The organism is Kluyvera intermedia (assembly GCF_021440345.1).
In the GTDB taxonomy this organism is placed as follows: Bacteria; Pseudomonadota; Gammaproteobacteria; order Enterobacterales; family Enterobacteriaceae; genus Kluyvera; species Kluyvera intermedia_A.
Genome location: NZ_JAKCNS010000010.1, coordinates 18,168 through 43,646, shown reverse-complemented (window position 1 = coordinate 43,646; position 25,479 = coordinate 18,168). Strand labels below are relative to the sequence as shown.

Here is a 25,479-nt window from a genome sequence, read left to right as displayed (position 1 = left end):
GGAGCCCACGATGGCGGCTTTACCAGACAGAGACAAACTTTTGCGCAACTTTAACCGTTGCGCCAACTGGGAAGAGAAATATCTCTATATCATTGAGTTAGGACAACGACTGTCGCCGCTCGGCCCGGAGCAGCATACGGCGGAAAACAGCATTCAGGGGTGTCAAAGCCAGGTGTGGATCGCAATGGGGTGCGACGCACAGGGGCGAATCACCCTGCAGGGCGATAGCGATGCGGCAATCGTTAAGGGATTGATTGCCATTGTGTTTATCCTCTACGATGGCATGACCGCTGCAGATGCGCAGACCTTTGACGTGCGTCCCTGGTTTGAGCAGATGGCGCTGGCAAAGCACCTGACACCGTCGCGTTCTCAGGGGCTGGAGGCGATGATCCGCGCAATTCGCACGCGTGCGGCGAGTTTTAGCTAATATAGAAAAGACAGCTTCGATTCTGTTATGAAGAAAGGCGGGCGGGTTGCCCGCCCCACTGGTCGTTCAGCTTTCTGGCATGTTGTCAGTGAATATGAATAAGGAATCCAGATATGAAGCGCGCGTCTCTTTTAACACTCAGCATTTTAAGCGCCCTCAGCGCGATTTCCAGCGCCTGGGCCGTCGACTACCCGTTACCCCCTGCCAACAGTCGTTTAATCGGTCAGAACCAAACCTACACCGTTCAGGAAGGGGATAAGAACCTACAGGCTATCGCCCGACGCTTTGATACCGCGGCGATGTTAATCCTCGAAGCGAATAATACCATTGCGCCGGTTCCCAGAGCGGGCACCGTGGTGACGATTCCCTCGCAGATGCTGCTACCGGATGTGCCGCGTGAAGGTATTGTGGTAAACCTTGCCGAACTGCGTCTGTATTACTTCCCACCGGGAGAACAGCAGGTGCAGGTTTATCCTATTGGTATTGGTTTGCAGGGGTTGGAAACGCCGGAAATGACCACCCGGATTGGACAGAAAATCCCGAATCCGACGTGGACGCCTACGGCGGGCATCCGCAAGCGTTCTCTTGAGCGCGGCGTTACGCTGCCGGCGGTCATACCGGCAGGGCCAGGTAATCCGCTGGGGCTCTTTGCGTTGCGGTTAGCGTACGGTAACGGTGAATACTTGATTCACGGTACCAATGCGCCGGACAGCGTTGGCCTGCGCGTCAGTTCCGGTTGTATTCGTATGAATGCGCCGGACATCAAATCGCTATTCGCCCAGGTCCGTAGCGGCACGGCGGTCAGGATAATTAACGAACCGGTGAAATATTCAGTAGAGCCAAACGGCGCCCGCTATCTGGAAGTACACCGCCCGCTGTCGCAGGATGCTGCACAGGACACGCAAACCATGAAGATGACCTTATCCCCAGCCTTTAAGCAGTTCGTTGAGCAGGCGAGCGTAGGGGAAGCCCAGGTGAAGCAAATTCTGTCGCGTCGGGCGGGATATCCGATTCTGATGGCTGATTCGAAGGCTACGACGACGGCACCAGTGCTGTCGGCACAAAACGGTGAGCTGTCTACAGGGAAGGTTACGCAGTAGGAAAGGGAAACTGAAGGCAAAAAAAATGGCGCACAATGTGCGCCATTTTTATTACCAGAACTCTTACTTACGGTAAGAGTGAGCCTGGTTGTCCAGACGCTGGTTAGCGCGTGCTGCGTCGTCTTTAGCAGCCTGAACGTCGGAACGCACTGCGTTCACGTCGTTGCTCAGCTGGTCAACTTTAGCGTTCAGAGTCTGAACGTCAGAAGACAGCTGATCGATTTTAGCATTGCTGGAGCAACCTGCCAGCAGAGTAGAACCCAGGATTACCGCGCCCAGTACCAGTTTAGTACGATTCATTATAAATACCCTCTAGATTGAGTTAATCTCCATGTAGCGCTACAAGTATTACACAAACTTTTTTATATTGAGAATATTTTTTTATCCCTTTTCCCTTATTTTTGATCGTTCGCTCAAAGAAGCATCGACTTTAAGGATTTGCAGGGAAAAAGTCTGTGAAAACAGGTAACTTCCATCGGATTCATCTTAGATAGTTACAGTTTAAATAGTGAAATCCGATTTGATTTTTATTGAGCAGCATTATCTGGATGTATAAAAAAAGCGCCCGCTGGGCGCTTTTTTAAGCAAACTATAACAACTATGTGAATTATTACAGTACGTGCACGGAGGCAGTATTGGTGGTGCCGCTTGGTACCAGTGCACCAGAAACCATCACTACAACGTCGCCTTTCTGCGCCAGACCGCTTTCTACAGCGACTTCTTTACCCATACGGTAGAAATCATCGGTAGAGCTGATTTCTTTGACAACCTGTGCAACAACGCCTTTGCTCAGCACCAGCTGGCGAGCGGTAGTTTCGTTGGTGGTCAGAGCCAGGATGGTGGCATCCGGGAAGTATTTACGGATAGCACGAGCAGATTTACCGCCCTGGGTCGCAACAACGATCAGCGGTGCGTCCAGTTTTTCTGCAGTTTCAACCGCGCCACGGCAAACGGCTTCGGTGATACGCAGTTTACGGCTGTCGTTGTTGAAGTCCAGACGGCTGGTCATTACGCGGTCGGTACGTTCGCAGATGGTAGCCATGATGGTCACAGCTTCCAGCGGGTATTTACCTTTAGCGGATTCACCGGACAGCATGACTGCATCGGTACCGTCGAGGATGGCGTTCGCTACGTCGCCAGCTTCAGCGCGGGTAGGGCGTGGGTTTTTGATCATGGAATCCAGCATCTGGGTCGCAGTGATAACCACTTTGCGCGCGCGGATACATTTTTCGATGATCATTTTCTGAGCGAAAATAACTTCTTCAACCGGGATTTCAACGCCCATATCACCACGAGCAACCATGATACCGTCAGATGCTTCGAGGATTTCGTCGAAGTTGTTCAGGCCTTCCTGGTTTTCGATCTTGGAGATGATCTGAATGTTGTCGCCGCCGTTAGCTTTCAGGTGCTCACGGATCTCGATAACGTCAGAACGCTTACGGATAAAGGAAGCCGCAACGAAGTCAACGCCTTGCTCACAACCGAAGATCAGATCCTGTTTGTCTTTCTCAGCCAGCGCTGGCAGAGCGATAGAAACGCCCGGCAGGTTAACGCCTTTGTTTTCGCCCAGGTCACCGTTGTTCAGCACTTTACAGATAACTTTGTTACCTTCGATAGCGGTAACTTCCATGCCGATCAGACCATCGTCAACCAGAACGGTGTTGCCTACGGTCAGGTCGGTGGTGAAGCCTTCATAGGTGACAGCAACGATTTCGCTGTTACCCACAACGGATTTGTCGGTGGTGAAAGTGAAGGTCTGGCCAGCTTTCAGGGAAACGTCGTTGCCGCCTTCCAGCTTGATGGTACGAATTTCTGGGCCTTTGGTATCCAGCAGGATAGCGGCTTTCTTACCGGTTTTGCTCATCACGTTACGCAGGTTTTTGATGCGCTGACCGTGTTCAGCATAGTCACCGTGAGAGAAGTTCAGACGCATAACGTTCATGCCAGCATCAAGCATTTTGCCTAACATTTCTTCGGATTCAGTTTTTGGTCCGATGGTGCAAACAATTTTGGTCTTTTTCATGACAGTCTTAGTCTTTAAGTTGAGATTGAGAAGGATTGGGATTTTGAATTCTCGCTCCATGCGCGCACTGCCACGGAGTCAAACCGGTGTTACGAAAATTGCTATGCCACGACATAAGGATAGGTGACATAAAAAAAGCGTGCAGAGGAAAGTGTGCTAGTGGTTCAGCATAGTGAAATAGGCGATGTTTTAATCGTTTATTAATGCAGTCCAATGAGCTGAAACCATTCAAGAAAGAAACGCCGCAGATTATACGATGTTATGCAGCAAAAAGAAAATAAAAACGCTGTTTCAAAAATAAAGTCAATAAATTAACATAATAAAAACGTTCTATTGGCGAAAATGTAACAGATGATTGCGCAACAAACTGAAAAACCATCTCTTCTCGGTAAGATGTTGATTTGCTTTATCAACGAAACAAACCAATAATAAATTGATTCTTAATGGAAATTAGCGAGCGTAAATGATGGGAAATCTGACGAAAGACGACGTTTTGTACCAGGAGATGTGTCGCGTGGTGGGAAAAGTGGTGCTGGAAATGCGCGATTTAGGCCAGGAGCCCAAGCATATTGTGATTGCCGGAGTGGTCCGTACGGCGCTGGCGAATACTAAAGTCCAGCGCCCGGAGCTCACGCGTGAAGCGATGCAAAGGGTGGTGACTGCACTGTCCGGGCAGTGATAACCCGCGGTAAGATAGAATAATCAGGCGATGACGAAGCGCAGAATTGCTTTCACGGCCAGTTCACAATGGTGAGTGATGAGTGCTTCATCATCGATGTCCGGAAGCGGACCATCCAGATAGAGGCTGTTAAAACTATAAAAGTTAGAAACCTGATAAAAGCTGAAGCTGCTAATTAAGCGGTGAACGTCCCGAGCTTCCAGCGCGGGCTGAAACATCCCTTGCTCCTGACCGCGATGCAGTATGTGCTCAAGCAGCGACAGGGCGCTCTTATTTAAGCGTTTCAAATCCCCGGATGCCAGCAACCACTTTCCTCGCTGCATGTTCTCCATACAGATAATCCGCATAAAATCGGCGTGTTCGGCATGATAACGCACGCTCCACTTCACCAGCTGCACCAGCGCTTCAACCGGTGGCTGATTCTCCAGCCCTAATTGCTGCTCCGTTTCACGGATTCGCGAATACACATATTGCAGTACCGTCTGGTACAGCTGTTCCTTGGTTTTAAAGTAGTAAACCACCATGCGTTTAGTGGTCTGGGCTTCCCCGGCTATCTGTTCCATTCTGGCGCCGGCCAGTCCGTGCTCGGCAAAAATAGCGATCGCTGCGGCGAAAATACGGGTTTTGAGCGATTGCGCTTCATCGTGATCAACGGCCGACATAACAACTCCTGTTAACTTTCCAAGGGAACAAAAAATACACATAACGATCACAATTTAGCAACCTAATCTGGCATCATTGAACCAAATGATTCATATTCGAGACAACTGTTACCGCGTAAGCCAGGTGAAACTATGTTGCGTTCGATTGCTACCGTGTCTATTTCTGGAACCCTGCCTGAAAAACTGAGCGCAATAGCCGCTGCAGGTTATCAGGGGGTTGAGATATTCGAAAATGATTTGCTCTATTATACCGGTACGCCAGCGGATGTCCGTAAGCTGGCTGACGATCTGGGACTAAAAATCACCTTGTTTCAGCCATTTCGTGATTTTGAAGGCGCGAGCCGCACGCAGTTTGCCGCCAACCTGGCACGCGCCAAGCGCAAATTTGCCCTGATGCATGAACTGGGCTGTGACACGATGCTGCTATGCAGTAACGTGCAGGCCGATTGTTCCGCCGACTTTGATTTGCAGGTGGCCGATCTGCGCGCGCTGGCGACGCTGGCCGAGCAGGAAGATATTAAGATTGGTTATGAAGCGCTGGCGTGGGGAACGCAGGTTAACCACTGGTATCAGGCATGGGAGCGGGTGAAAGCGGTCGACAGCCCGGCAATGGGTATTGTGCTCGACAGTTTCCATATCCTGGCGCTGGGCGACGATTTGAGCCGCCTGCATGAAGTGCCAATGGATAAAATCACCTTCCTGCAGCTTGCCGATGCGCCGCTGATGAAAATGGACGTGCTCGAATGGAGCCGACATTTCCGCTGCTTCCCGGGGCAAGGCGAACTGCCGCTGGTGGAATTTACCCGTGAACTGACGCGCCTTGGCTATCGTGGTCCGTGGTCGCTGGAAATCTTCAACGATGGCTTCCGCGCCTCGCCTAACGGCGCCACGGCGAAAGATGGCTACCGTTCGCTGCTGTGGCTGGAGGAGCAAACGCGGCGAGTGCTAGGACAAACCGACGCCGACCTGTTTGAGACAGCCTTGCTCCCGGCGTTTAGCGGTACCGAGTTTATTGAATTTGCCGCCAGCCCCGCAGAAGCGAAAAAGCTCAGCACCATGCTTGAAGGTATGGGATTTAACCTGGCGGGAATGCACCGCTCAAAACAGGTTGCGCTGTGGTGCAACGGTGGCGCGCGGGTAGTCATCAACTATCAGCCCCACAGTTGGGCCGATCATTTCTATCAGCGTCACGGCGTTTCGCTTTGTGCGATGGCGCTGCGGGTTAGCGAAAGCGCGCCGATTATTGCCCGTGCCAAAGCTTACGGCTACGCCACCTGGCAAGGTGATGCGGGGCCAAATGAGAGCGCTATTCCGGCGGTGTGCGCACCGGACGGTAGCCTGGTGTATCTGGTGGACGATAGTCAGGACATCTACGCGCAGGATTTTAACCTGACAACCTCGACAAACGAGGGACCGCTGCTGGGAATTGACCATCTGGCTTTAGGGATGGAAGCCGACAGCCGTGACAACTGGATGATGTTTTGCCGCTCGGTATTGGGCTTCACCCTCGAACATGAACAGACTATGCCCGATCCCCACGGTCTAGTGCGCAGCCTGGCGGTACAAAGCCCGCAGGGCAATATCCGTCTGGCGTTGAATATCTCGCAAAGCCGGGCAACGCAGATTGCTCGTTCAGTAGCCTGCTATCAGGGCGCAGGATTACAGCATGCGGCCTTTGCCTGTCACGATCTTCCTGCTCTGCTGGAGAATCAACCGCTAGCGCCATCGCTCTCGCTGCCGGTACCCGCCAACTACTACGAAGATTTGCTGGCGCGCTTTGGTGCGCCGGTGCAGGTGGAACTCCTCCAGCGTCAACAGATTCTCTATGATCGAGACAGTACGGGCGGGGAGTTCCTGCATCGCTACACCTGGCCGTTTAGCGAAGGGCGCTTCTTCTTTGAATTAACCGAAAGACGTCACGGTTACGCGCAGTATGGCGCGGTCAACGCGGCGGTAAGGCTTTCGGCAATGCAGTACCGGTAAATGATAAAATGTACCAGTCGGTACGCAAGTGCCGCTGGGCAGACCATAACAAGAAACATTCATCTGCACCCGACAACGACAGGTAAACACTATGAACTCACTCGGCCAGAATCGCGTGGCTACCGCTGAGGCGGTTAACGCAGTTCCCCGCTCCCGGCGGCGCATCGGCATTCTTGCGCTGCTCGCCGTGGGCACCATGATCAACTATCTCGATCGCACCGTGCTGGGCATTGCGGCTCCTCAACTCACTCAGGAGTTGGGAATTGGCGCGGCGGTGATGGGGATTGTCTTCTCCGCCTTTGCCTGGACCTATGCACTGGCGCAAATCCCCGGCGGCATGTTCCTCGACCGATTCGGCAATAAAGTGACCTATTTTCTGGCGCTGAGCTTCTGGTCGCTGTTCACGCTGCTCCACGGTTTTGCCGTGGGCCTGAAAACGTTGCTGTTGTGCCGTTTTGGTTTAGGAGTGAGCGAAGCACCGTGCTTCCCGGTGAACAGTCGAGTGGTGAGCGCCTGGTTCCCGCAGCATGAGCGTGCCAAGGCCACGGCGGTTTATACCGTCGGTGAATACCTTGGGTTGGCCTGTTTTGCGCCGCTGCTGTTCTGGATCATGGACGGTTTTGGCTGGCGCATGCTGTTTGTCACCGTCGGTGTGGCGGGCATTTTGTTTGCATTAGTCTGGTGGCGCCACTATCGCGAACCGCATGAGGATAAATATCTCAGCGAACAGGAGCGCGACTACATTACCGCCGGCGATGGCATGAGCACCGGTGCAGAGCAGCGTAAAGTATTTAGCTGGCCGCTGGTGCGCCAGCTACTGAGCAAACGCCAGATTATCGGCGCCAGCATCGGTCAGTTTGCCGGTAATACCGTACTGGTTTTCTTCCTGACCTGGTTCCCAACCTATCTGGCGACCGAACGCCATATGCCGTGGCTGAAGGTTGGTTTCTTCGCCATTCTGCCATTCCTGGCGGCGGGCGGCGTGATGTTTGGCGGTTGGGTTTCCGATAAGCTGCTGAAAGCCACCGGCAATGCCAATCTCGGGCGCAAGCTGCCGATTATCGCAGGGCTACTGATGGCAAGCTGCATTATCAGCGCCAACTGGTTGCACAGCGATATGGCGGTGATTCTGGTGATGTCATTTGCCTTCTTCGGCCAGGGTATGGTGGGGCTAGGCTGGACCTTGATTTCAGACATGGCCCCTAAAGGGTTGGGCGGGTTGACCGGCGGGCTATTTAACTTTTGCGCCAATCTCGCGGGGATCCTTACACCGCTGATTATTGGTTTTATCGTTGCGGCCTTCGGCAGCTTCTTCTACGCGCTGATCTATATCGGCGGCGCGGCGCTGCTGGGCGTGGTGGCCTATCTGTTTATTCTGGGCGACGTTAAGCGTATTGAACTGGATCTGCCGGAGCAGGAGGCCACCCATGCAAATTAGTGGCAACACGCAGTTGATTGCGCATTTGGGCTATCCGACCGCCAACTTCAAAGCGCCGATGATCTACAACCCCTGGTTCGAAAATCAGCAGGTTGATGTCAAAGTCGTCCCGATGGGCGTTAAGCCGGAAGATTACGCGGCGCTTATCCCGACGTTATTTTCGCTGACCAATATTACGGGCGCACTCGTCACCATGCCACATAAAGTGGCGACCTGTACGCTGGTCGACCGGCTCAGCCCCACTGCGCAAATCGCCGGGGCCTGTAACGCTATTCGCCGGGAAAATGACGGTTCGCTCACCGGAGATATGTTCGATGGCGACGGCTTTGTGCGCGGTATTCAGCGTAAAGGTTTTCAAACTGCTGGCGCACGCGCGTTGGTGGTAGGAAGCGGGGGCGTCGGGTCTGCTATCGCCGCCTCACTCGCCGCAGCAGGCGTAAGTGCGCTGACGCTGTATGACGCCCGAGAGTCCACGGCACGGGCATTGGCTGACCGGCTACAAACCTATTATCCGCAGCTTAAGTTGACGGTGATGTCGAACAATCCGGCGGGGCACTCGTTGGTGGTGAACGCCACGCCGTTGGGTATGTCGCCCGGCGATCCGCTGCCGTTTTACGTTGAACGCCTCGAGCCTGGTGCGTTTGTCGGTGAAGTGGTGATGAAGCAGGAGTTTACGCCGCTGTTGCAGGCGGCGATGGCGCGCGGCTGCCCGGTACAGCGTGGGACCGATATGCTGTTTGAGATGATCCCGGCCTATCTGGATTTCTTCCACCTGCCGGTGGCGACGCCGGAGCAGCTAAAAGCGCTGGCGGAAATCCAGTACTAAAGCACTGGTCAATAGCGTAATAGCCCGAGTAACATAACGCTTATTCTCGGGCTATCACGAACTTATTATGCATCCCACATTGACGCTGTTTGCGGCGGGCAGTCTGCGCCGCGCATTTCTCCCTCTACAGGCACAATTTACCGCGCAAACCGGAATAGCGGTTGATATCACTTTTGGTCCTGCCGGCCTACTGCGTGAACGGATTGAAAAAGGGGAGGCGTGCTCGGCGAATCGCCAGCACCCGCAGGCGCTTTACGAGGCTGGTCGCGCGCAAAATCCGCGCCTTTTTGCGCGTAATGAGCTTATCCTGACGGTGAAAAATAGCCCGCAAACGGCAGGGAAGGCGTGGCTGGAATTACTCAGCGATAGCGCGTTACGACTGGGGACGTCAACGCCGCAGTGCGATCCTTCCGGTGACTACACCTGGCAGCTGTTCGACCATATCGAAGCCAGCCATCTGGGGCTCGGCGAATCTCTCAAACGGCGGGCCATGCAGCTGGTGGGCGGGCGCGACACGCTCACGCTGCCACCGGGTGTTATTGCGAGCAGTTGGCTGCTACGTGAAGGATGGGCGGATTTGTTTATCGGCTATGCGCACTACGCCACCGCGCTGGTAGGTGAAACGGATATCCGTAGCGTGCCTATTCCAGCGCCGTGGAATATCCGTTGTGAGTATTATGTGACGCTGCTGGAAGAGAGCGACGCTGCACGGCAATTCTGCCAGTTTATGCTGGCGCAAGAAGGGCAGCGCTGCCTGCACGACGCCGGTTTCTTAACGGCTAACGTTTAAGTGCAAACAGCGGCGTCACGACGGCAGTAGGGTAATCGGCAAGCTGAATTTTACGCACCGTGACGCCATAAGCCCGCTGTAGCGTCTCTTCCCGGACAATCTCGGCGGTGGTACCTGCCAGCCACTGGCCGTCGGGCAGCAGCAGCAGCGTATGGCTGGCGACCTGCAGCGCATGGGTCGGGTCATGGGTGGTGAACATCACCGTACGCGACTGCACGCGGGCAAGATCGCAGATAAGCTGTAATACCGTTTGCTGATTGCCCAAATCCAGCGCCGAACAGGGCTCATCAAGCAGGATGTTCTGGCTGGCGCTGACCAGCGCGCGGGCAATCATCACCAGCTGCTGTTGGCCGCCGGAAAGGTTGCTGAATAACGCATCGGCCAGTTCAGTGATATTCAATAGCGCCAACGCCTTCAGCACCTGCTGTTCATCCTCCACCTGCGGCTGGGCGAAAAGGGCAATGTGGCGGGCGCGGCCCATCAACACCACCTCTTTCACTCGCCAGGCAAAGGCGGCGCGAAACGACTGTGGCACGATGCCGACGCCACCCGTCACGGTAACTTCCCCGGCAAGAGCCGGCAGAACGCCGGTTAACGTATCCAGCAGCGTGCTTTTTCCGCGGCCGTTCGCCCCCAGCACCGCCCAAACCTCACCAGGCTGGCAGTGCAGATTAAGTGGCGCAAACAGCGGCGCTTTATGGCCATATTCTAGCTGTGACAGCGTGAGCGACGGGGTCATTTCAACATTCCTTTGCGGCTTGCACGAACCAGCATCACGGTAAACAGCGGAGCGCCAACCAGCGCGGTGATAATCCCAATCGGAATTTCGGCGGCGGTTAACGTGCGGGCGAGATCGTCGACCAGCACCATAAAGCTGGCTCCCAACCAAAATGCGCAGGGCAGCAGGCGGCGGTGGTCGGCCCCGGCGAGCATCCGCGCAAGATGCGGAATCACCAAACCGACCCACGCAATACTGCCGCTGACCGCCACTTGGGCTGCGACCAGTAGCGCACAGCACAACAGCACGCCGCGACGCAGTGCGGTGACGCGCACACCCAGCGCGCGGGCGTCTTTATCATCCAGCGACAGCAGGTTGATACGCCAGCGAAGCTTAAACAGCACCAGTGCCGCAATGGTCATGGGGATCGCGAGCAGCAGGACTTTCGTCCAGTTCGCGGTCGCAAAACTGCCCAGCAGCCAGAACACAATATTCGGCAGCACTTCTTCGGTGTCGGCCATGTACTGCATCAGGCTGACCAGCGCGGCAAAAAAGCCGCTGAGGATAATACCGGCGAGAATCAGCACCAGCGTACTTTCACGCTTTTGCAGCGCCGCCAGTAGATAGACCAGCGTCAAAGCCAGCAGGCCGAAGAAGAAGGTCGTTCCCATCATCATCGGCATACTGAGGCCCAGCAGAATGGCCAGCGTGCCGCCGAAGGCGGAACCGGAGGTCACGCCGATAATATGCGGGTCGACAAGCGGGTTTTGGAATACCCCCTGCAACGTCGCGCCACACAGACCCAGCGCGCCGCCGGCCAGCAGCGCCATCAGGATTCGTGGCAGTCGAACCGACCAGACAATTTGATGCGCGATATCGGCGCTATTGTGCGGATGAGCAAGCTGGAACAGGACATCGCGAATCGATAACCCATACTGACCAAAGCACAGCGAAATAACGGCGACGGCCAGAGTGAGCAGCATCAGCCCGCCCTGAACCGTTTTAGGGTGACTACTGATGTGCATTAGCCTGCCAGCGAGTGCGATAGAAACGGTGGTAGTAATCCTGCGCTTCGGCATCGACGTCGACGTTTTTGTAGCGCTGCGGATAGAGTTTTTTCGCCATCCACAGTTCGCCAATCGCCAACGCTTCCGGCATCGGATAGCCCCAGGCTTTGGCGTATTCCGGCATTAACCACACGCGATGATTTTTCACCGCATCAATCGCCTGCCACTGTGGGTCAGTGGTTATCTGCTTCACCACCTCCGGGTAGCGGTCCTGCACGAAGATCACCTGCGGATCCCACTGCAGTACTTGTTCCAGAGAAACCTGACGCGCACCTTTAACCGTGGCGGCGGCCACATTCATCGCGCCAGCATGCTGCATCATCAGCCCAGTGTATTTACCGGAACCGTAGGTATTGAGATCCGGGTTTGCCATATACACGCGGACTTTTTCAGCCTGCGGGATATCGGCAACAGGGGCGTTAAATTTGGCGCGCGCAGCGAAGGTGTAATCAATCAGCTTTTTGGCTTCAGCCTGGCGATTGACGACTTCACCAATCAACTGAATACCCTGTTTGAGCCCTTCGTTGTAGGCATGTTCTTCATCGGTCATCGATGGGTTCATCTTGTTCTTTTCGCCCGCGGCGTCTTCACGCAGCGAAATAGCCACCACCTCGATCCCCGCATTCTGAATCTGCTGAATCATCGGTTCCGGCGCATAGTTGGCGACAAACACCACCTGCGGGTGCAGCGCCAGCAGGCTTTCGATATTGACCTGCGTCAGGTCACCCGGCATCGGCATTTTTTCAATCGATGGCATAAAGCGCGCAAATTCTGGACCCAACTGCTTTTTCCAACTATTCAGCACGCCGACAATATCATCGGCCGCGTTGAGCTGAACCAGCAGATTGAGCGTCTGGTGCTGTAGAACGACGACGCGGTTAACGGTATCGGGCAGGGTAACCTGACGGCCAAGCTGATCGGTTACGGTGCGGTCGGCGAGAGCAGGGATGACAGCCGTCAGGCTGGCGCAGGCAAGCATGAAGCTCAAAAGGAAACGCTGTAGTGTGGACATGTGTCGCTCAGTCAGGGAGTGAATAAACGATGTGTATTTGATTATATAACGAAAGCAATTGCAAACCGTCTGACCGATTTACCCCCAAATTTCCTATGTGAATGACGGCATAACGAAAAAGGCCGCAGAGTTGCCCCTGCGGCCTGGTTCGGGCGCATGCTGCCATTGCGGCGGTCATGACGCCCGGGTTGTTACTTCCGGCTACGCCACCAGCCCAGAATCAGACCGGTGAGCACACCGACCATGACCGGAGCGGCCAGATCGTGCCAGAACATAAACGCCCATTGTATTAGCGTCATACAGCCATCCTGATTGCAATGGCAACGGTTCGCGGCTATTCTTGGACTGTCTAGGTTCAAGTTAGCCCCCGTGATGTTGCCAGGTTTTTACCGAACAACGTGCGGGGGTTTTCTCTTTCCAGCAACAGTTGCCGCCAGGGATCAAGCCCCCGCAACATTGCGCCTCTCCCGACAAGCGGGATTGGGGCAATCCTATAGCAGCCAGGGTCGCATCGGCAATGACTGAGTGCTGGATATACGTCCAGTATCTCGTTTTTCAGAATAGCGCGCGATCTCGTTCGTCTCCTCGACGCTCGCACCTCTCTTTTTATCGTGAATAATGCGCTGACCTTTGGTCACAATTTTCTATACCACCTTCATATTCTTTGCCCTTTTTTCTGCTTAACTGAAGGTCTTCCCCGTTTGTGAGAACCACTATGCATCGTCGACAGTTTCTGTTGGGTATAGCCGCCACGGCGTTAGCGGTGAAAACCGGGGCTATTTTTGCCACCACCACCGGTAATGCTGGTTATACGCTGCCGCTGTGGCCCGGTATTCCTCCCGGTGGCGGTGGGCCTGTGGGCAAAATGCTAATCAGCATAAAAGGTGCGCAAAGCCATATTGTCGAGCCCTTGCTGACGGTTCTTGAGCCTGCCGTACCCAACGGCCATGGCGTATTGATTGCCGCGGGGGGCGGTTACAAGCGCATTGAGATGGCCATGGAGGCCTGGCCTGCGGCGCATTGGCTGGTTGAGCGCGGATATACGGCTTATCTGCTCAGCTATCGCCTGCCGGGTGAAGGCTGGAATGATGGGAATAATGTGGCCTTGCAGGATGCGCAGCGAGCGCTACGCATCCTGCGAAGCCGTGAAAAAAGAGTGAGCGTGTTGGGCTTTTCTGCCGGAGGACATCTGCTGGCAATGGCGGCGCTTCGGCCTGATTACCGCAGCTATCCTCTGGTGGACGCGTTGGACAATCAGCCAGCGCGGGCCGACAGTGCGGCGCTGATTTACCCGATTATTACGCTGGAAAAACCGTACACCCACACCTCAACGCACAAGATGCTGGTGGGTCACCACGCAACGGACGCACAGGAGGCCGCCTGGTCGGTGCAAAACTACGTCAGGCCTCAGACTCCACCGGTGTTTCTGGTGCAGGCGGAAGATGACCCTGTTTCCAGTCCACAAAATACGTTAATCATGCAAGCCGCCTGCATTCGTGAGCAGGTGCCCGTCACGATGTACCGCTACCCAACCGGCGGCCATGGTTTCGCCATGGGCCGGCCGGGAACGCTAACCGTCGACTGGCCGGCCCATTACGAAAAATGGTTACGGCAGGTGTAAAGGTGCGGCGCGGAATTATTCCGCCTCAACCGGCGTCAGATAATCAAGGCGCAACGGTTCCGCCAGCAGACTGTCCATCTGGCCGATAAAGGTCTGAAAATGGGGCAGGGAAATGTGCTCTTCCAGCGCCGCCTCGTCTACCCAGGATTCACGCATGTAAAAGGTCTCTGGCTCATCACGTAGCTGGAACAGCGCGTAATCCGTATTGCCCGGTTCCTGACGAGTGGGTAACAGCAAAGCCTGCAGCGCCTGGCGAAGTTCTTGCGTTTTACCTGCTTTCGCTTTCAATACGGCAATAATCGAAATCATCTTAAAATCCCTCCAGCACGATTTTTCCAACCGCCCGGCCGGTTTCCAGCTGAGCGTGGGCCTTTTGCAAGTTTTCGGCGTTGATGGTGCCGTAATGTTCGCCGAGCGTGGTTTTGATGGTCTGGTTATCGATAAGCGTGGCCACTTCAGTCAACAGCTGGTGCTGGGCGGCGATATCGCGAGTCTCAAACATGGAACGGGTGAACATAAATTCCCAGTGCAGTGAAATGCTTTTTAGCTTCAGCGGCACCACGTCCAGGCTTTGCGGATCGTCAATTAGCGCCAATTTCCCCTGCGGGGCAAGGGCGGCAATCAGCTGCGAATAGTGGCCTTCGGTATTGTTCAGGCTCGCGACATGGGTGACTTCCTTGATCCCAATACGCGCCAGCTCCTCGCTCAGCGGTTGGTTGTGATCGATAACATGATGTGCTCCGGCATCGCTCACCCACGTTTGGCTTTGCGGACGAGACGCGGTGCCGATGACCGTCATCTTCGTCAGTTTGCGGGCGAGCTGCGTCAGAATGGAGCCGACGCCGCCGGCAGCACCGACGATCAGCAGCGTGTCACCCGCGTTGCCGCCGCGCTGGACGCCGAGACGGTCGAACAGCAGTTCCCAGGCGGTGATGGCAGTCAGCGGCAGCGCTGCCGCCGAGGCGTTATCCAGCGTTTTGGGCTTCAGCGCCACGATACGTTCATCGACAAGCTGGAATTCGCTATTACTTCCAGGCCGCCCCAACGCTCCGGCGTACCAGACTTCATCGCCGGGAGCGAACAAGGTGACGGCGTCACCAATCGCTTTCACTACGCCAACGGCGTCCCAGCCCAGCACCCGAGGGGTGTCGGAAGTGAATCCGGCGCGCACTTTGGTATCAACAGGGTTGACTGAAATGGCCTTAATTTCGACCAGAATATCGTGACCTTTAGCCTGCGGCATAGGGAGTTCGATGGCGTGAATAAACGGAATGTTGCTGCCCTCAGCGGCGGCGCGGGTAATGGCAAAGGCTTTCATGATATCTCCGGGTAGTGTTCTGCAATACCCGGATGTTAGGAGCAAGCGGCGAGGGGAAAAATAGCCCGCTGGCGATAAGTGTTATACGCAAATCGCGAAAATAGGCGCACTCAGAGCCGCTCATAAAAGATCTCTTCTTCCTCCACGCGCTCCTCATGTCGCCGGGTAGTGGCGCTGCGAGTGCAGAAATCCAATGTTCGTCACCAAATTCCTCGCTTAACTGCCGAACGAATAGGCTGAAAGCGTCGCGACGTAAACTCGCCACTGCGTAGCGGAATGCCATGATATTTTTTAATGTTATGGCATAAAAAGCACAGTTCTCTCGTCGAGAGCGTTCCTATACTGTCTGTCACATTCATCACGATGCAACAGGCAGGACGTTATGACCCAGTACGGCACGTTTTCCCTTGGTTCTCAGTTTGTGAATCGCCTCGGTTACGGGGCGATGCAGTTGGCCGGCCCCGGCGTATTTGGCCCGCCAAAGGACCGTCATGCAGCGATTGATGTTTTGCGTGAAGCGCTGGCGCTGGGCGTCAATCATATCGACACCAGCGACTTTTACGGCCCGCATGTCACCAACCAAATTATTCGCGAAGCGCTGCACCCGTATGCCGACGATTTAGTGATTGTCACCAAAATCGGCGCCCGTCGCGGGGATGACGCTTCCTGGCTACCGGCATTTTCCCCAGATGAGCTGAAGCAGGCGGTGCATGACAACCTGCGTAATCTCGGCCTTGAGGTGCTGGATGTGGTCAACATGCGGGTGATGATTGGCGACGGCCATGCGCCGCGAGAAGGTTCGATTGAGGCTTCGGTCAGCGTGCTGGCCGAACTGCAACAGCAGGGGCTGGTGAAGCATATCGGGCTCAGTAATGTGACGCCAACCCAAGTGGCCGAGGCGCGCAAGGTGGCGAATATTGTTTGCGTACAGAACGAATACAACATTGCTCATCGCGGCGACGACGCGTTGATTGACGCACTGGCGCGTGACGGTATCGCCTTCGTGCCGTTCTTCCCACTAGGCGGTTTCTCACCGCTGCAATCGTCTACCTTAAATGATATTGCCGCATCACTTGGCGCGACGCCGATGCAGGTGGCGCTGGCCTGGCTGCTGCATCGTTCGCCGAATATCCTGCTCATCCCCGGTACGTCGTCGGTGGCGCACCTGCGGGAAAATATGGCGGCGGCACAGCTGAAACTGTCGGCGGAAACGCTGGCGGCACTCGACGGCATTGCGGTGAAGGGCTGATAAGAGACGTGATGGCAGCATGAACAAACAAAAAACCCTGCGATTAAGCAGGGTTTTTCTATTGCCAGGAGCGATTAAGCGACCAGGCTATCGATGGTCGCTTTGGCATCGGAAGTCGCTTTGGTAGCCACTTCTGGGCCGTAAGCGATGCCTTCAGCGAAGACGACGTTCACGTCGGTGATCCCGATGAAGCCCAGGAACACGTTCAGGTATGGGGTGATCAGGTCAGTTGGGGAATCTTTATGGATCCCGCCACGACTGGACAGCACGATAGCACGTTTGCCAGTCACCAGACCTTCAGGGCCTTTCTCGGTGTAACGGAAGGTGACGCCAGCACGAGCAATCAGGTCGAAGTAGTTTTTCAGCTGAGTTGGGATGTTGAAGTTGTACATCGGTGCTGCGATAACAATCACATCGTGGGCTTGCAGTTCGGCAATCAGCTCGTCAGAGAGCGCCAGGGCTTCCTGCTGGCGTGGCGTCAGCGGGGTGTCGCTTGGACGCAGCGCGCCGACCAGTTCGCCATCCAGCACTGGGATTGGATTGGCAGCCAGGTCACGCACGGTGATTTCGTCAGCGGAGTGCTTTTCGCGCCACTGTTCAACAAAATAGTCGGACAGCTGACCTGATTGAGAGTAGCCTGCCAGGATGCTGGATTTCAGAACCAATACTTTGCTCATAGGTAATTCCTTATATTTGATTGACGGGCGTTGCCCTGTTGCTTGATGACACTCTATTCACATTCCTGCCACAGAGAAAGCGCAATATATCGAATTCTATAGTCAGTTTTTTTGAACAAGGCATGAAATAGACAAATGTGGTACGCTAGGACCATACTTTATAAGAGCTTTTTCCTGGCAGTACGCTGCCCGATAACACTATGACAGAACAACAGAAAATCACCTTTGCGATGCTGAGTCAGCGCCTTGAGGCCCTGATGCTGCGGGACAAACAGCGCTTTGCCCGTCGATTACACGGCGTTAAAAAGGTTAAAAATCCTGATGCTCAACAGGCCATTATTCAGGAGATGGCGCAAGAAATTGAACAGGCTGCCGGTAAAGTCGTGCTGCGTGAAGCCGCGCGTCCGGTGATTGACTATCCGGAAAATCTGCCCGTTAGCCAGAAAAAACAGGCGATTCTTGAAGCCGTGCGCGATAACCAGGTGGTTATCGTGGCGGGGGAAACCGGTTCGGGGAAAACCACTCAGCTGCCAAAAATCTGCATGGAGCTGGGGCGCGGGATTAAGGGCCTGATTGGCCATACCCAGCCGCGTCGTCTGGCGGCGCGAACCGTCGCCAACCGTATCGCCGAAGAGCTGAAAACCGAGCCGGGCGGCTGCATCGGTTACAAAGTGCGTTTTAGCGATCACGTCAGCGATAACACCATGGTGAAACTGATGACCGACGGGATTTTGCTGGCTGAGATCCAGCAGGACCGTCTGTTGATGCAGTATGACACCATCATTATTGATGAAGCGCACGAACGCAGCCTGAACATCGATTTTCTACTCGGCTATCTGCGCGAGCTGTTACCGCGTCGCCCGGATCTGAAAATCATCATAACCTCGGCAACCATCGATCCGGAACGTTTCTCGCGCCACTTTAACAATGCGCCGATTATCGAGGTTTCTGGCCGGACTTATCCGGTGGAAGTTCGCTATCGGCCGATTGTCGAAGAAGCCGACGATACCGAACGCGATCAGCTGCAGGCCATTTTTGATGCCGTCGATGAGCTGGGCCGTGAAAGCGCGGGCGATATTCTGATCTTTATGAGCGGCGAGCGCGAAATTCGCGACACCGCCGATGCGCTGAGCAAGCGCGACCTGCGGCATACCGAAATTCTGCCGCTGTACGCGCGGTTGTCGAACAGCGAGCAAAACCGGGTCTTCCAGTCGCACAGCGGGCGTCGCATCGTGCTGGCTACTAACGTCGCCGAAACTTCGCTGACCGTACCGGGAATCAAGTATGTGATTGACCCGGGTACCGCGCGTATCAGCCGCTACAGCTATCGCACCAAAGTGCAGCGTCTGCCGATCGAGCCGGTATCACAGGCCTCGGCAAACCAGCGTAAGGGTCGCTGCGGCCGTGTGTCGGAAGGGATCTGTATTCGTCTGTATTCAGAAGACGATTTCCTGTCGCGCCCGGAATTTACCGACCCGGAAATTCTGCGTACCAACCTGGCTTCCGTTATCCTGCAGATGACGGCGCTGGGGCTGGGCGATATCGCCGCGTTCCCGTTTGTTGAAGCGCCGGATAAGCGCAATATTCAGGACGGCGTGCGCCTGCTCGAAGAGCTCAGCGCCATTACCACCGACGAACAACAGACTGCTTATAAACTGACGCCGCTGGGCCGCCAGCTCAGCCAACTGCCGGTCGATCCGCGTCTGGCGCGTATGGTGCTGGAAGCACAAAAGCACGGCTGCGTGCGCGAAGCGATGATCATCACTTCGGCGCTCTCCATTCAGGATCCGCGTGAGCGCCCGATGGACAAAAAGCAGGCGTCGGATGAGAAGCATCAGCGCTTCCATGACAAAGAGTCTGACTTCCTGGCCTTTGTTAATCTGTGGAATTATCTCGGCGAACAGCAAAAAGCGCTGTCATCGAACCAGTTCCGCCGCCAGTGTAAGTTGGATTACCTCAACTACCTGCGGGTGCGCGAGTGGCAGGACATCTACACCCAGCTGCGCCAGGTGGTGAAAGAGCTGGGCATTCCGGTGAACAGTGAACCAGCGGAATATCGCGAAATTCATATCGCGCTGCTAACCGGTCTGTTGTCGCATATCGGCATGAAGGATACCGACAAGCAGGAGTTTACCGGCGCGCGTAACGCCCGTTTCTCTATTTTCCCAGGCTCCGGTCTGTTTAAGAAGCCGCCGAAATGGGCGATGGTCGCCGAATTGGTCGAAACCAGCCGCCTGTGGGGCCGCATCGCGGCGCGCATCGATCCGGAATGGGTTGAGCCCGTGGCGCAGCATCTGATTAAACGCTCGTACAGTGAACCGCACTGGGAGCGCGCGCAGGGCGCAGTAATGGCGACAGAGAAAGTCACCGTTTACGGCCTGCCGATTGTGGCGGCGCGTAAGGTCAACTACAGCCAAATTGACCCAGCGCTGTGCCGCGAGTTGTTTATTCGCCATGCGCTGGTAGAGGGCGACTGGCAAACGCGCCACGCTTTCTTCCGCGACAACTTAAAGCTGCGCAGTGAAATTGAAGAGCTGGAGCATAAATCGCGCCGTCGCGACATCCTGGTGGATGACGAGACAATGTTTGAATTTTATGACCAACGCATCAGCCACGACGTGATTTCCTCGCGCCACTTTGACAAATGGTGGAAGCAGGCCAGCCGCGAAACGCCGGATCTGCTCAACTTTGAAAAGAGCATGCTGATTAAAGAAGGGGCGGAACAGGTCAGCAAGCTGGACTATCCGAACTTCTGGCATCAGGGCAATCTGAAGCTGCGCCTGACCTATCAGTTTGAGCCGGGGGCCGATGCCGATGGTGTCACGGTGCATATCCCGCTGCCGCTGTTAAATCAGGTGGAAGAGGCCGGTTTTGAGTGGCAAATTCCCGGGCTGCGCCGTGAGCTGATTATCGCGCTGATTAAATCGCTGCCAAAACCGGTACGACGTAATTTTGTGCCGGCACCGAACTACGCGGAAGCGTTCTTAGGCCGCGTGACGCCGCTGGAGCTGCCGCTGCTTGATTCGCTGGAGCGTGAATTGCGCCGGATGACCGGCGTTACCGTTGAACGCGACGCCTGGCAGTGGGATCAGGTGCCCGATCACCTGAAAATCACTTTCCGGGTAGTCGACGACAAAAACAAGAAGCTGCAGGAAGGACGCGTCTTACAGGATTTGAAAGATGCGCTGAAGGGCAAAGTTCAGGAGACGCTCTCTTCGGTTGCCGATGACGGCATCGAACAGAACGGACTGCACATCTGGAGCTTTGGCGACCTGCCTGAACGTTATGAACAAAAGCGCGGCAACTATAAGGTGAAAGCCTGGCCGGCGCTGGTGGATGAACGTGACAGTGTCGCTATCAAACTGTTTGATAACGAGCTGGAACAGCAGCAGATGATGTGGCGCGGCCTGCGTCGCCTGTTGCTGCTGAACATCCCGTCGCCGATTAAATATCTGCACGAGAAGCTGCCGAACAAAGCCAAGCTCGGACTCTACTTCAACCCGTACGGCAAGGTGCTGGACCTGATTGATGACTGCATCTCCTGCGGCGTTGATAAGCTGATTGACGAAGCGGGCGGCCCAGTGTGGACCGAGGCCGGCTTTGCTGCTCTGCATGAAAAAGTACGCGCTGACCTTAATGAAACGGTGGTCGGAATTGCCAAACAGGTTGAACAGATTCTCACGGCGGTGTTTAACGTCAACAAGCGGCTGAAAGGGCGTGTGGATATGACCATGGCGCTGGGACTGTCGGATATCAAGGCGCAGATGAATGGCCTGGTGTATCGCGGATTTGTCACCGGCAACGGTTTCCGCCGTCTGGGTGATACGCTGCGCTATCTGCAGGCGATTGAAAAACGTCTGGAGAAAATGGCGGTCGACCCGCATCGTGACCGTGCGCAGATGCTGAAGGTAGACAGCGTTCAGCAGGCGTGGCAGCAGTGGCTGAACAAACTGCCGCCGGCGCGCCGGGAGGATGAAGACGTGAAAGAGATCCGCTGGATGATTGAAGAGCTGCGCGTCAGCTTCTTCGCGCAGCAGCTCGGAACGCCGTATCCGATCTCCGATAAGCGTATTTTGCAGGCGATGGAGCAGATTGTTGCTTAAAGCCGATGGCCGGCTGGATTAAGACGGTTGGGGTTTAATGCTGGGCGGTACTTATGTTTCGTAGAATTTGAAACAACAGTATTGGTGAATTGGCAAAGGGGCGCAGCGCCCCTTTGCCATCTCTGCGGCGAAATCGGTGCTTCGCACGGCGTTCGCCTTGCGGCACGACGACACTCGATATTACTTGTCCCGTCCCTGGCGGCCTGACCTTATCTTTCATTCTCCGACTCACCGATTCAAGCGGGGACTCATTGATTCCAGCGACACTGATTTTAACTGTTAGTAGAAAGGCCAAAGCGACATGGGTGGCGTCTGAATCGCCGAGGCGTTGCCTGGAGGCCGGGGCAGCCCACAAGGATGTGGGCTGAGGGCGCGGTTTTACAGGGATGTTACCTCGCGCCCGACCCGAAAGCCGGAAGGCATAAGCTGAGGGAACCGCGAAGCGGCGATTCTGCCGCCAGAGCCTGGGGGTGCAGGGGGCGGCGGCGATTGGCCGCCCCCCGCGCGCTCCTTGCGCCATTCAGATTATATGGCATGAGATGAGTAAGGAGCGCAATCGGCTGGATAGCGGAACGGAATCTTGCGCCGGACTGCGCTATCTGCTCCTAACCCTGTCATGGTGCGCCTATTAGCCATTCACCCACGCCAGCGTAAACCCATCCCAGCCCTTAATCCCGACCGTCTGTAGCGCCGTCACCGTCAGGCGCGGATCGTTACGCATCATCTCGATAAAACGCCGGACTCCCTGTACCCGTTCATCGGTGCTGTGAGGGTTGGTGACTTCACCGTCGCGTACCACGTTATCACCGATAATCAGCGTGCCGGGGCGGGCGTATTTCAGCGCCCACTGGAGGTAATAGGGATTGTTCGGTTTATCGGCATCAATAAAAATGAGATCGAAGGGAGCGTCGGATTCGAGTTTGGCCAGTGAATCGAGCGCAGGGCCTTCATGCAGCGTCACGCGTTCGGTAAGACCGGCGAGCTGAATATTTTCCCGCGCCACCTTGGCGTGTCGTGGATCGGCCTCCAGCGTCACCAGCCGTCCATTTTCCGGCAGCTCGCGCGCCATCCAGATGGTGCTATAAGCACCGAGGGTGCCGATTTCGAGAATGGATTTTGCTCCCACCATCCGCACAAACAGCGCCAACAGTTGCCCCTGATTGGCGGCAACGTCGTGCGCTGGCAGGCCCGCGTGGTGGTTGTTTTCCAGCACCTGAGACAAGACTTCGTCATCAGGAATTAAATTGTCTATCAGATAGTTATCAACTTCAGACCACTGTTTTTGCATTGTGACACCCTAATGGATTTGTCAGCCTGACAGCGAAGACCAGCCGCCTCCTAGCGCCCGGTAAAGATCTATCTGCGCCAGCAGCAGGTTGTTTTTGACCTGTACGACGCTAATTTGCGTGGAGAACAAGGTGCGCTGGGCGTCCAGCACATCGAGATAGGAAGAGTAACCGTTGCGATAGCGATTTTGCGCAATTCGCAGCGTCTCCTGCGCCACGTCCTCTTGCCCCTGCAACTCAGCAAGCTGCTCGCCGTAACGGCTGATGGCATCAAGGCTATCGTTGACCTCTGTAAAGGCGCTGCGGACCGTCTTTTCATAGCCGTACAGCGCCTGGTTACGCTGCGCCATGGAGACATCAACCTGTGCATTCAGCGCCTGGCGGTTCAGTAAGGGGCGAGAATACTGCCGCCGAGGCTCCATAAGCGTAGCGGATTATCGAGCAGATCCGGCAGCGTTCGGTCCTGATAGCTGCCGGTGGCGGTGAGATTGATTGACGGTAACAGTTTTGCCTGTGAAGAGGCGAGCGTGGCGTCAGCAGCGACCAGTTGGCGCTGCGCCTGCACAATATCCGGGCGGCGGTTCAGCAGCGTTGACGGCAGCTGTGATGGCAGCGCCAGCGGCGTTAATTGGTTAAACTCATTGCGCTTAATCGAACCGGGATTGGCACCTAACAGCACGCTCAATGCGTTTTCCTGCTGCGCGATTTGATGCCGTAGCAGCGGCACCTGCGCTCGGGTAGAGCGCAGCTCGGAGTCAGCCTGCATCAGCTCCAGACGCGAAGTGTAGCCGGTTTCAAACTGCCGTTTTGCCAGGTTGTAGGCGTCTTCACGGGATTTCAGCGTCTGCTCGGTGACGTGAAGCTGTTGATCCAGCGACAACAGGGTGATGTAACCGACTGAAACTGAAGTGGCAACCGTCAGATTGGCGGCGGCGGCAGCCGCTTTTTGCGCCTCAAGGCTGGCCTGTGCGGCATCCGCGGCGCTGCGGTTGGCGCCCCAGAGATCGACATCGTAGCTGGCGGTCAGGCCGCCTTTATAAACCGTGCTGTGAATGGGCAGACCGGTCGCGGCCGACTGGGCACGCGCGCGGCTGCCGGATAACCCGGCATCCAGCGTCGGGAACAGACTACCGTCGGCGGCGTACACCCGCGCCTGGTATTCGTTGACTCGTTCGCGGGCGATCAGCACATCACTGTTGTGACGCAGCGCCTGGCCAACATACTGGTTGAGGGCGCTATCGTGGAAATTGCGCCACCACACGCCTTCGACGGCGCTGGCAGGGCCAACATCGGCGCGCCAGGCGGCGGGAATGGCAAGCGTTGGGTCGGCGCGCTGAACATCAGCCGACTGGCAGCCGACCAGTGCGAGGGTAAGCGCGAGGGCCACAGGGCGGATCATTTCTTCGCCTCCGTGCGGGTATCAATGGTCACCTGTACCGACATCCCAGGGCGCAGGCGCTGGCTATTGTGTTGGCCTTCATCGACGGCAATGCGCACCGGAATACGCTGGGCAATCTTCACAAAGTTACCGGTGGCGTTATCCGGCGAAATAGCGCTGAACTCCACGCCGGTAGCCGGTGAAATGCTCTGCACGGTGCCATGGAATTTTTCGCTGTTTAGCGCATCGACGCTAAAGGTGACCGGCTGCCCAACCCGCACGGTGGCGAGCTGGGTCTCTTTTAAGTTTGCGATAACCCAGTGCTGCGGTGGTACCAGCGGGGCGAGGTGCGTCCCGGCAGTAACGTAAGCACCAAGGCGCACGGCAATTTGCCCGAGCTGGCCATCGGTAGGGGCGATGATTCGCGTGTTTTGCAGGTCGATTTCCGCCAGCTCCAGCGCCGCTTTGGCATTGGCAACGTCTGCCTGAAGTGCATCGCGATTGACGATAGTGGATTGCAGATCCTGGCGCGACATCTCAAGCGTTGCTTTCGCCTGTTCGATATCGGCGTTCCCTTGGGCGGCGCTGGCGCGAGCTGAGTCCCGCTCGCGAATCGACAGTGAACCGTCGGCAGTCAGATCCTGCACGCGTTTTAAATCCGCTTGGGTTTTCAGGTTCTGGGCGCGGGCATTTTGCAGCGCGGCGTCGTTACGGGCGATGACCGCCTCGGCGCTTTTACGCTGCTGGAGGTTATTTTTCAGCGTCGCTTCTTTCATCGCCAGCTGCGCCTGCGCCTGATGGACACGCTGCTTATAGATGCGATCGTCTATCTGGAACAGCTGCTGGCCTTTTTTGACCTGGTTGAAATCCTGTACATTCACCCCTGTCACGTAGCCGCTCACCTGCGGGCTGATGAAGGTAGTCTGCCCGCGCACGTAGGCGTTGTCGGTAAACTGGCTGTGGCGGGTAAACGGGGGCAACTGCCAGGCGTACAGAATGACCAGTACGCCGACGAGGCCGATGGCCGCTGCGGTAAAAATTGAAACCACGCGGATATTATTGCGGGTGTTGGCCTGTTGCTTGGCCGCATCCTGCTGACTCATAACGACTCCAGATCTCTCT

The 25,479-nt window shown here is 55.7% G+C and carries 22 protein-coding genes and 2 pseudogenes; 10 read left to right on the top strand and 14 right to left on the bottom strand.

The features are described 5' to 3' along the window. The first annotated feature begins 10 nt into the window (after positions 1-10). Both sufE and ldtE read left to right on the top strand, forming a co-directional pair. The gene (gene sufE / locus LZ634_RS02745; protein WP_234502229.1) at positions 11-427 is read left to right on the top strand and encodes a cysteine desulfuration protein SufE; all 417 of its coding nucleotides are present in this window, start codon (positions 11-13) and stop codon (positions 425-427) included. Positions 428-540: 113 nt separating this feature from the next. Continuing rightward, the gene (ldtE, locus tag LZ634_RS02740; RefSeq protein ID WP_234502228.1) at positions 541-1,527 is read left to right on the top strand and encodes a L,D-transpeptidase LdtE; all 987 of its coding nucleotides are present in this window, start codon (positions 541-543) and stop codon (positions 1,525-1,527) included. Positions 1,528-1,590: 63 nt separating this feature from the next. Here ldtE and LZ634_RS02735 read toward each other — a convergent pair whose 3' ends face one another. Both LZ634_RS02735 and pykF read right to left on the bottom strand, forming a co-directional pair. Then, entirely contained in the window at positions 1,591-1,827 is a 237-nt protein-coding gene (locus tag LZ634_RS02735) for a major outer membrane lipoprotein (RefSeq protein ID WP_006118977.1), read from the bottom strand. A 310-nt stretch (positions 1,828-2,137) separates the two neighbouring features. Next, positions 2,138-3,550 carry a pyruvate kinase PykF gene (pykF, locus tag LZ634_RS02730; RefSeq protein ID WP_234502215.1) on the bottom strand — a complete coding sequence of 471 codons (1,413 nt, stop codon included), beginning with the start codon at positions 3,548-3,550 and terminating at the stop codon, positions 2,138-2,140. Between the two features lie 466 nt (positions 3,551-4,016). On the opposite strand from pykF, the gene fumD reads away from it, so the two are divergent. Beyond that, positions 4,017-4,229 (top strand): fumarate hydratase FumD, encoded by a 213-nt coding sequence (fumD, locus tag LZ634_RS02725; RefSeq protein WP_234502245.1) that lies wholly within the window; start codon positions 4,017-4,019, stop codon positions 4,227-4,229. A gap of 23 nt (positions 4,230-4,252) precedes the next feature. Here fumD and LZ634_RS02720 read toward each other — a convergent pair whose 3' ends face one another. Further along, positions 4,253-4,891, bottom strand: a complete 639-nt coding sequence (locus LZ634_RS02720) for a TetR family transcriptional regulator (protein ID WP_234502205.1) — start codon at positions 4,889-4,891, stop codon at positions 4,253-4,255. A 132-nt stretch (positions 4,892-5,023) separates the two neighbouring features. Here LZ634_RS02720 and LZ634_RS02715 point away from each other — a divergent pair, with 132 nt between their 5' ends. From LZ634_RS02715 to LZ634_RS02700, 4 genes are all read left to right on the top strand, one after another. Further along, positions 5,024-6,874: a bifunctional sugar phosphate isomerase/epimerase/4-hydroxyphenylpyruvate dioxygenase family protein gene (locus LZ634_RS02715; RefSeq protein WP_234502203.1), complete on the top strand. Its 1,851-nt coding sequence runs from the start codon at positions 5,024-5,026 to the stop codon at positions 6,872-6,874. Positions 6,875-6,965: 91 nt separating this feature from the next. Further along, entirely contained in the window at positions 6,966-8,312 is a 1,347-nt protein-coding gene (locus LZ634_RS02710; RefSeq protein ID WP_234502201.1) for an MFS transporter, read from the top strand. Beyond that, positions 8,302-9,138 carry a shikimate dehydrogenase family protein gene (locus LZ634_RS02705; protein ID WP_234502198.1) on the top strand — a complete coding sequence of 279 codons (837 nt, stop codon included), beginning with the start codon at positions 8,302-8,304 and terminating at the stop codon, positions 9,136-9,138. The genes LZ634_RS02710 and LZ634_RS02705 overlap by 11 nt, the downstream gene beginning before the upstream one ends. 67 nt (positions 9,139-9,205) lie before the next feature. Further along, on the top strand, positions 9,206-9,928 hold the full coding sequence (locus tag LZ634_RS02700; protein ID WP_234502196.1) for a substrate-binding domain-containing protein: 723 nt from the start codon (positions 9,206-9,208) through the stop codon (positions 9,926-9,928). Here the strand turns inward: LZ634_RS02700 and LZ634_RS02695 are convergent. The 4 genes from LZ634_RS02695 to LZ634_RS02680 form a co-directional block, all read right to left on the bottom strand. Then, the gene (locus LZ634_RS02695; protein WP_234502194.1) at positions 9,918-10,667 is read right to left on the bottom strand and encodes an ABC transporter ATP-binding protein; all 750 of its coding nucleotides are present in this window, start codon (positions 10,665-10,667) and stop codon (positions 9,918-9,920) included. The two genes, LZ634_RS02700 and LZ634_RS02695, sit on opposite strands and share 11 nt — an antisense overlap. Next, positions 10,664-11,671: a FecCD family ABC transporter permease gene (locus tag LZ634_RS02690; protein WP_234502192.1), complete on the bottom strand. Its 1,008-nt coding sequence runs from the start codon at positions 11,669-11,671 to the stop codon at positions 10,664-10,666. Before LZ634_RS02690 ends, LZ634_RS02695 begins: the two co-directional genes overlap by 4 nt. Then, on the bottom strand, positions 11,658-12,725 hold the full coding sequence (locus LZ634_RS02685; RefSeq protein WP_414467725.1) for an ABC transporter substrate-binding protein: 1,068 nt from the start codon (positions 12,723-12,725) through the stop codon (positions 11,658-11,660). The genes LZ634_RS02690 and LZ634_RS02685 overlap by 14 nt, the downstream gene beginning before the upstream one ends. Positions 12,726-12,916: 191 nt before the next feature. Beyond that, the gene (locus tag LZ634_RS02680) at positions 12,917-13,024 is read right to left on the bottom strand and encodes a type I toxin-antitoxin system toxin Ldr family protein (protein WP_234502190.1); all 108 of its coding nucleotides are present in this window, start codon (positions 13,022-13,024) and stop codon (positions 12,917-12,919) included. A gap of 416 nt (positions 13,025-13,440) precedes the next feature. On the opposite strand from LZ634_RS02680, the gene LZ634_RS02675 reads away from it, so the two are divergent. Further along, positions 13,441-14,346, top strand: a complete 906-nt coding sequence (locus LZ634_RS02675) for an alpha/beta hydrolase (RefSeq protein ID WP_234502189.1) — start codon at positions 13,441-13,443, stop codon at positions 14,344-14,346. A 15-nt stretch (positions 14,347-14,361) separates the two neighbouring features. Here the strand turns inward: LZ634_RS02675 and LZ634_RS02670 are convergent, their stop codons facing one another. From LZ634_RS02670 to LZ634_RS02660, 3 genes and pseudogenes are all read right to left on the bottom strand, one after another. Then, positions 14,362-14,655: a putative quinol monooxygenase gene (locus LZ634_RS02670; protein WP_234502181.1), complete on the bottom strand. Its 294-nt coding sequence runs from the start codon at positions 14,653-14,655 to the stop codon at positions 14,362-14,364. Between the two features lies 1 nt (position 14,656). Beyond that, a complete protein-coding gene (locus LZ634_RS02665; protein WP_234502180.1) occupies positions 14,657-15,664 on the bottom strand; it encodes a zinc-binding alcohol dehydrogenase family protein in 1,008 nt (335 codons plus the stop codon). Positions 15,665-15,818: 154 nt separating this feature from the next. Then, positions 15,819-15,899: pseudogene (locus LZ634_RS02660) on the bottom strand (transcriptional regulator); the annotation flags it as partial. A 147-nt stretch (positions 15,900-16,046) separates the two neighbouring features. Here LZ634_RS02660 and LZ634_RS02655 point away from each other — a divergent pair. Further along, complete coding sequence (locus LZ634_RS02655) at positions 16,047-16,913, top strand: aldo/keto reductase family oxidoreductase (RefSeq protein ID WP_234502178.1); 867 nt, start codon at positions 16,047-16,049, stop codon at positions 16,911-16,913. Positions 16,914-16,987: 74 nt separating this feature from the next. Here the strand turns inward: LZ634_RS02655 and azoR are convergent, their stop codons facing one another. Then, on the bottom strand, positions 16,988-17,590 hold the full coding sequence (gene azoR / locus LZ634_RS02650; protein ID WP_234502176.1) for an FMN-dependent NADH-azoreductase: 603 nt from the start codon (positions 17,588-17,590) through the stop codon (positions 16,988-16,990). A gap of 200 nt (positions 17,591-17,790) precedes the next feature. Between azoR and hrpA the strand changes: the two genes are divergently transcribed. Beyond that, the gene (hrpA, locus tag LZ634_RS02645) at positions 17,791-21,693 is read left to right on the top strand and encodes an ATP-dependent RNA helicase HrpA (RefSeq protein ID WP_234502174.1); all 3,903 of its coding nucleotides are present in this window, start codon (positions 17,791-17,793) and stop codon (positions 21,691-21,693) included. 628 nt (positions 21,694-22,321) lie between these two features. Here the strand turns inward: hrpA and LZ634_RS02640 are convergent. From LZ634_RS02640 to LZ634_RS02630, 3 genes and pseudogenes are all read right to left on the bottom strand, one after another. Beyond that, entirely contained in the window at positions 22,322-22,981 is a 660-nt protein-coding gene (locus LZ634_RS02640) for an O-methyltransferase (RefSeq protein ID WP_234502172.1), read from the bottom strand. A 21-nt stretch (positions 22,982-23,002) separates the two neighbouring features. Then, a pseudogene (locus LZ634_RS02635) lies at positions 23,003-24,378 on the bottom strand (efflux transporter outer membrane subunit). Next, the gene (locus LZ634_RS02630) at positions 24,375-25,460 is read right to left on the bottom strand and encodes an HlyD family secretion protein (protein ID WP_234502171.1); all 1,086 of its coding nucleotides are present in this window, start codon (positions 25,458-25,460) and stop codon (positions 24,375-24,377) included. Before LZ634_RS02630 ends, LZ634_RS02635 begins: the two are co-directional and overlap by 4 nt. Between the last annotated feature and the right edge of the window lie 19 nt (positions 25,461-25,479).

Excerpts from the sequence above, each read along its gene's own strand:
- sufE (WP_234502229.1), top strand. The coding sequence starts at position 11 with ATGGCGGCTTTACCAGACAGAGACAAACTTTTGCGCAACTTTAACCGT.
- ldtE (WP_234502228.1), top strand. The coding sequence starts at position 541 with ATGAAGCGCGCGTCTCTTTTAACACTCAGCATTTTAAGCGCCCTCAGC.
- LZ634_RS02735 (WP_006118977.1), bottom strand. The coding sequence starts at position 1,827 with ATGAATCGTACTAAACTGGTACTGGGCGCGGTAATCCTGGGTTCTACT.
- pykF (WP_234502215.1), bottom strand. The coding sequence starts at position 3,550 with ATGAAAAAGACCAAAATTGTTTGCACCATCGGACCAAAAACTGAATCC.
- fumD (WP_234502245.1), top strand. The coding sequence starts at position 4,017 with ATGGGAAATCTGACGAAAGACGACGTTTTGTACCAGGAGATGTGTCGC.
- LZ634_RS02720 (WP_234502205.1), bottom strand. The coding sequence starts at position 4,891 with ATGTCGGCCGTTGATCACGATGAAGCGCAATCGCTCAAAACCCGTATT.
- LZ634_RS02715 (WP_234502203.1), top strand. The coding sequence starts at position 5,024 with ATGTTGCGTTCGATTGCTACCGTGTCTATTTCTGGAACCCTGCCTGAA.
- LZ634_RS02710 (WP_234502201.1), top strand. The coding sequence starts at position 6,966 with ATGAACTCACTCGGCCAGAATCGCGTGGCTACCGCTGAGGCGGTTAAC.
- LZ634_RS02705 (WP_234502198.1), top strand. The coding sequence starts at position 8,302 with ATGCAAATTAGTGGCAACACGCAGTTGATTGCGCATTTGGGCTATCCG.
- LZ634_RS02700 (WP_234502196.1), top strand. The coding sequence starts at position 9,206 with ATGCATCCCACATTGACGCTGTTTGCGGCGGGCAGTCTGCGCCGCGCA.
- LZ634_RS02695 (WP_234502194.1), bottom strand. The coding sequence starts at position 10,667 with ATGACCCCGTCGCTCACGCTGTCACAGCTAGAATATGGCCATAAAGCG.
- LZ634_RS02690 (WP_234502192.1), bottom strand. The coding sequence starts at position 11,671 with ATGCACATCAGTAGTCACCCTAAAACGGTTCAGGGCGGGCTGATGCTG.
- LZ634_RS02685 (WP_414467725.1), bottom strand. The coding sequence starts at position 12,725 with ATGTCCACACTACAGCGTTTCCTTTTGAGCTTCATGCTTGCCTGCGCC.
- LZ634_RS02680 (WP_234502190.1), bottom strand. The coding sequence starts at position 13,024 with ATGACGCTAATACAATGGGCGTTTATGTTCTGGCACGATCTGGCCGCT.
- LZ634_RS02675 (WP_234502189.1), top strand. The coding sequence starts at position 13,441 with ATGCATCGTCGACAGTTTCTGTTGGGTATAGCCGCCACGGCGTTAGCG.
- LZ634_RS02670 (WP_234502181.1), bottom strand. The coding sequence starts at position 14,655 with ATGATTTCGATTATTGCCGTATTGAAAGCGAAAGCAGGTAAAACGCAA.
- LZ634_RS02665 (WP_234502180.1), bottom strand. The coding sequence starts at position 15,664 with ATGAAAGCCTTTGCCATTACCCGCGCCGCCGCTGAGGGCAGCAACATT.
- LZ634_RS02655 (WP_234502178.1), top strand. The coding sequence starts at position 16,047 with ATGACCCAGTACGGCACGTTTTCCCTTGGTTCTCAGTTTGTGAATCGC.
- azoR (WP_234502176.1), bottom strand. The coding sequence starts at position 17,590 with ATGAGCAAAGTATTGGTTCTGAAATCCAGCATCCTGGCAGGCTACTCT.
- hrpA (WP_234502174.1), top strand. The coding sequence starts at position 17,791 with ATGACAGAACAACAGAAAATCACCTTTGCGATGCTGAGTCAGCGCCTT.
- LZ634_RS02640 (WP_234502172.1), bottom strand. The coding sequence starts at position 22,981 with ATGCAAAAACAGTGGTCTGAAGTTGATAACTATCTGATAGACAATTTA.
- LZ634_RS02630 (WP_234502171.1), bottom strand. The coding sequence starts at position 25,460 with ATGAGTCAGCAGGATGCGGCCAAGCAACAGGCCAACACCCGCAATAAT.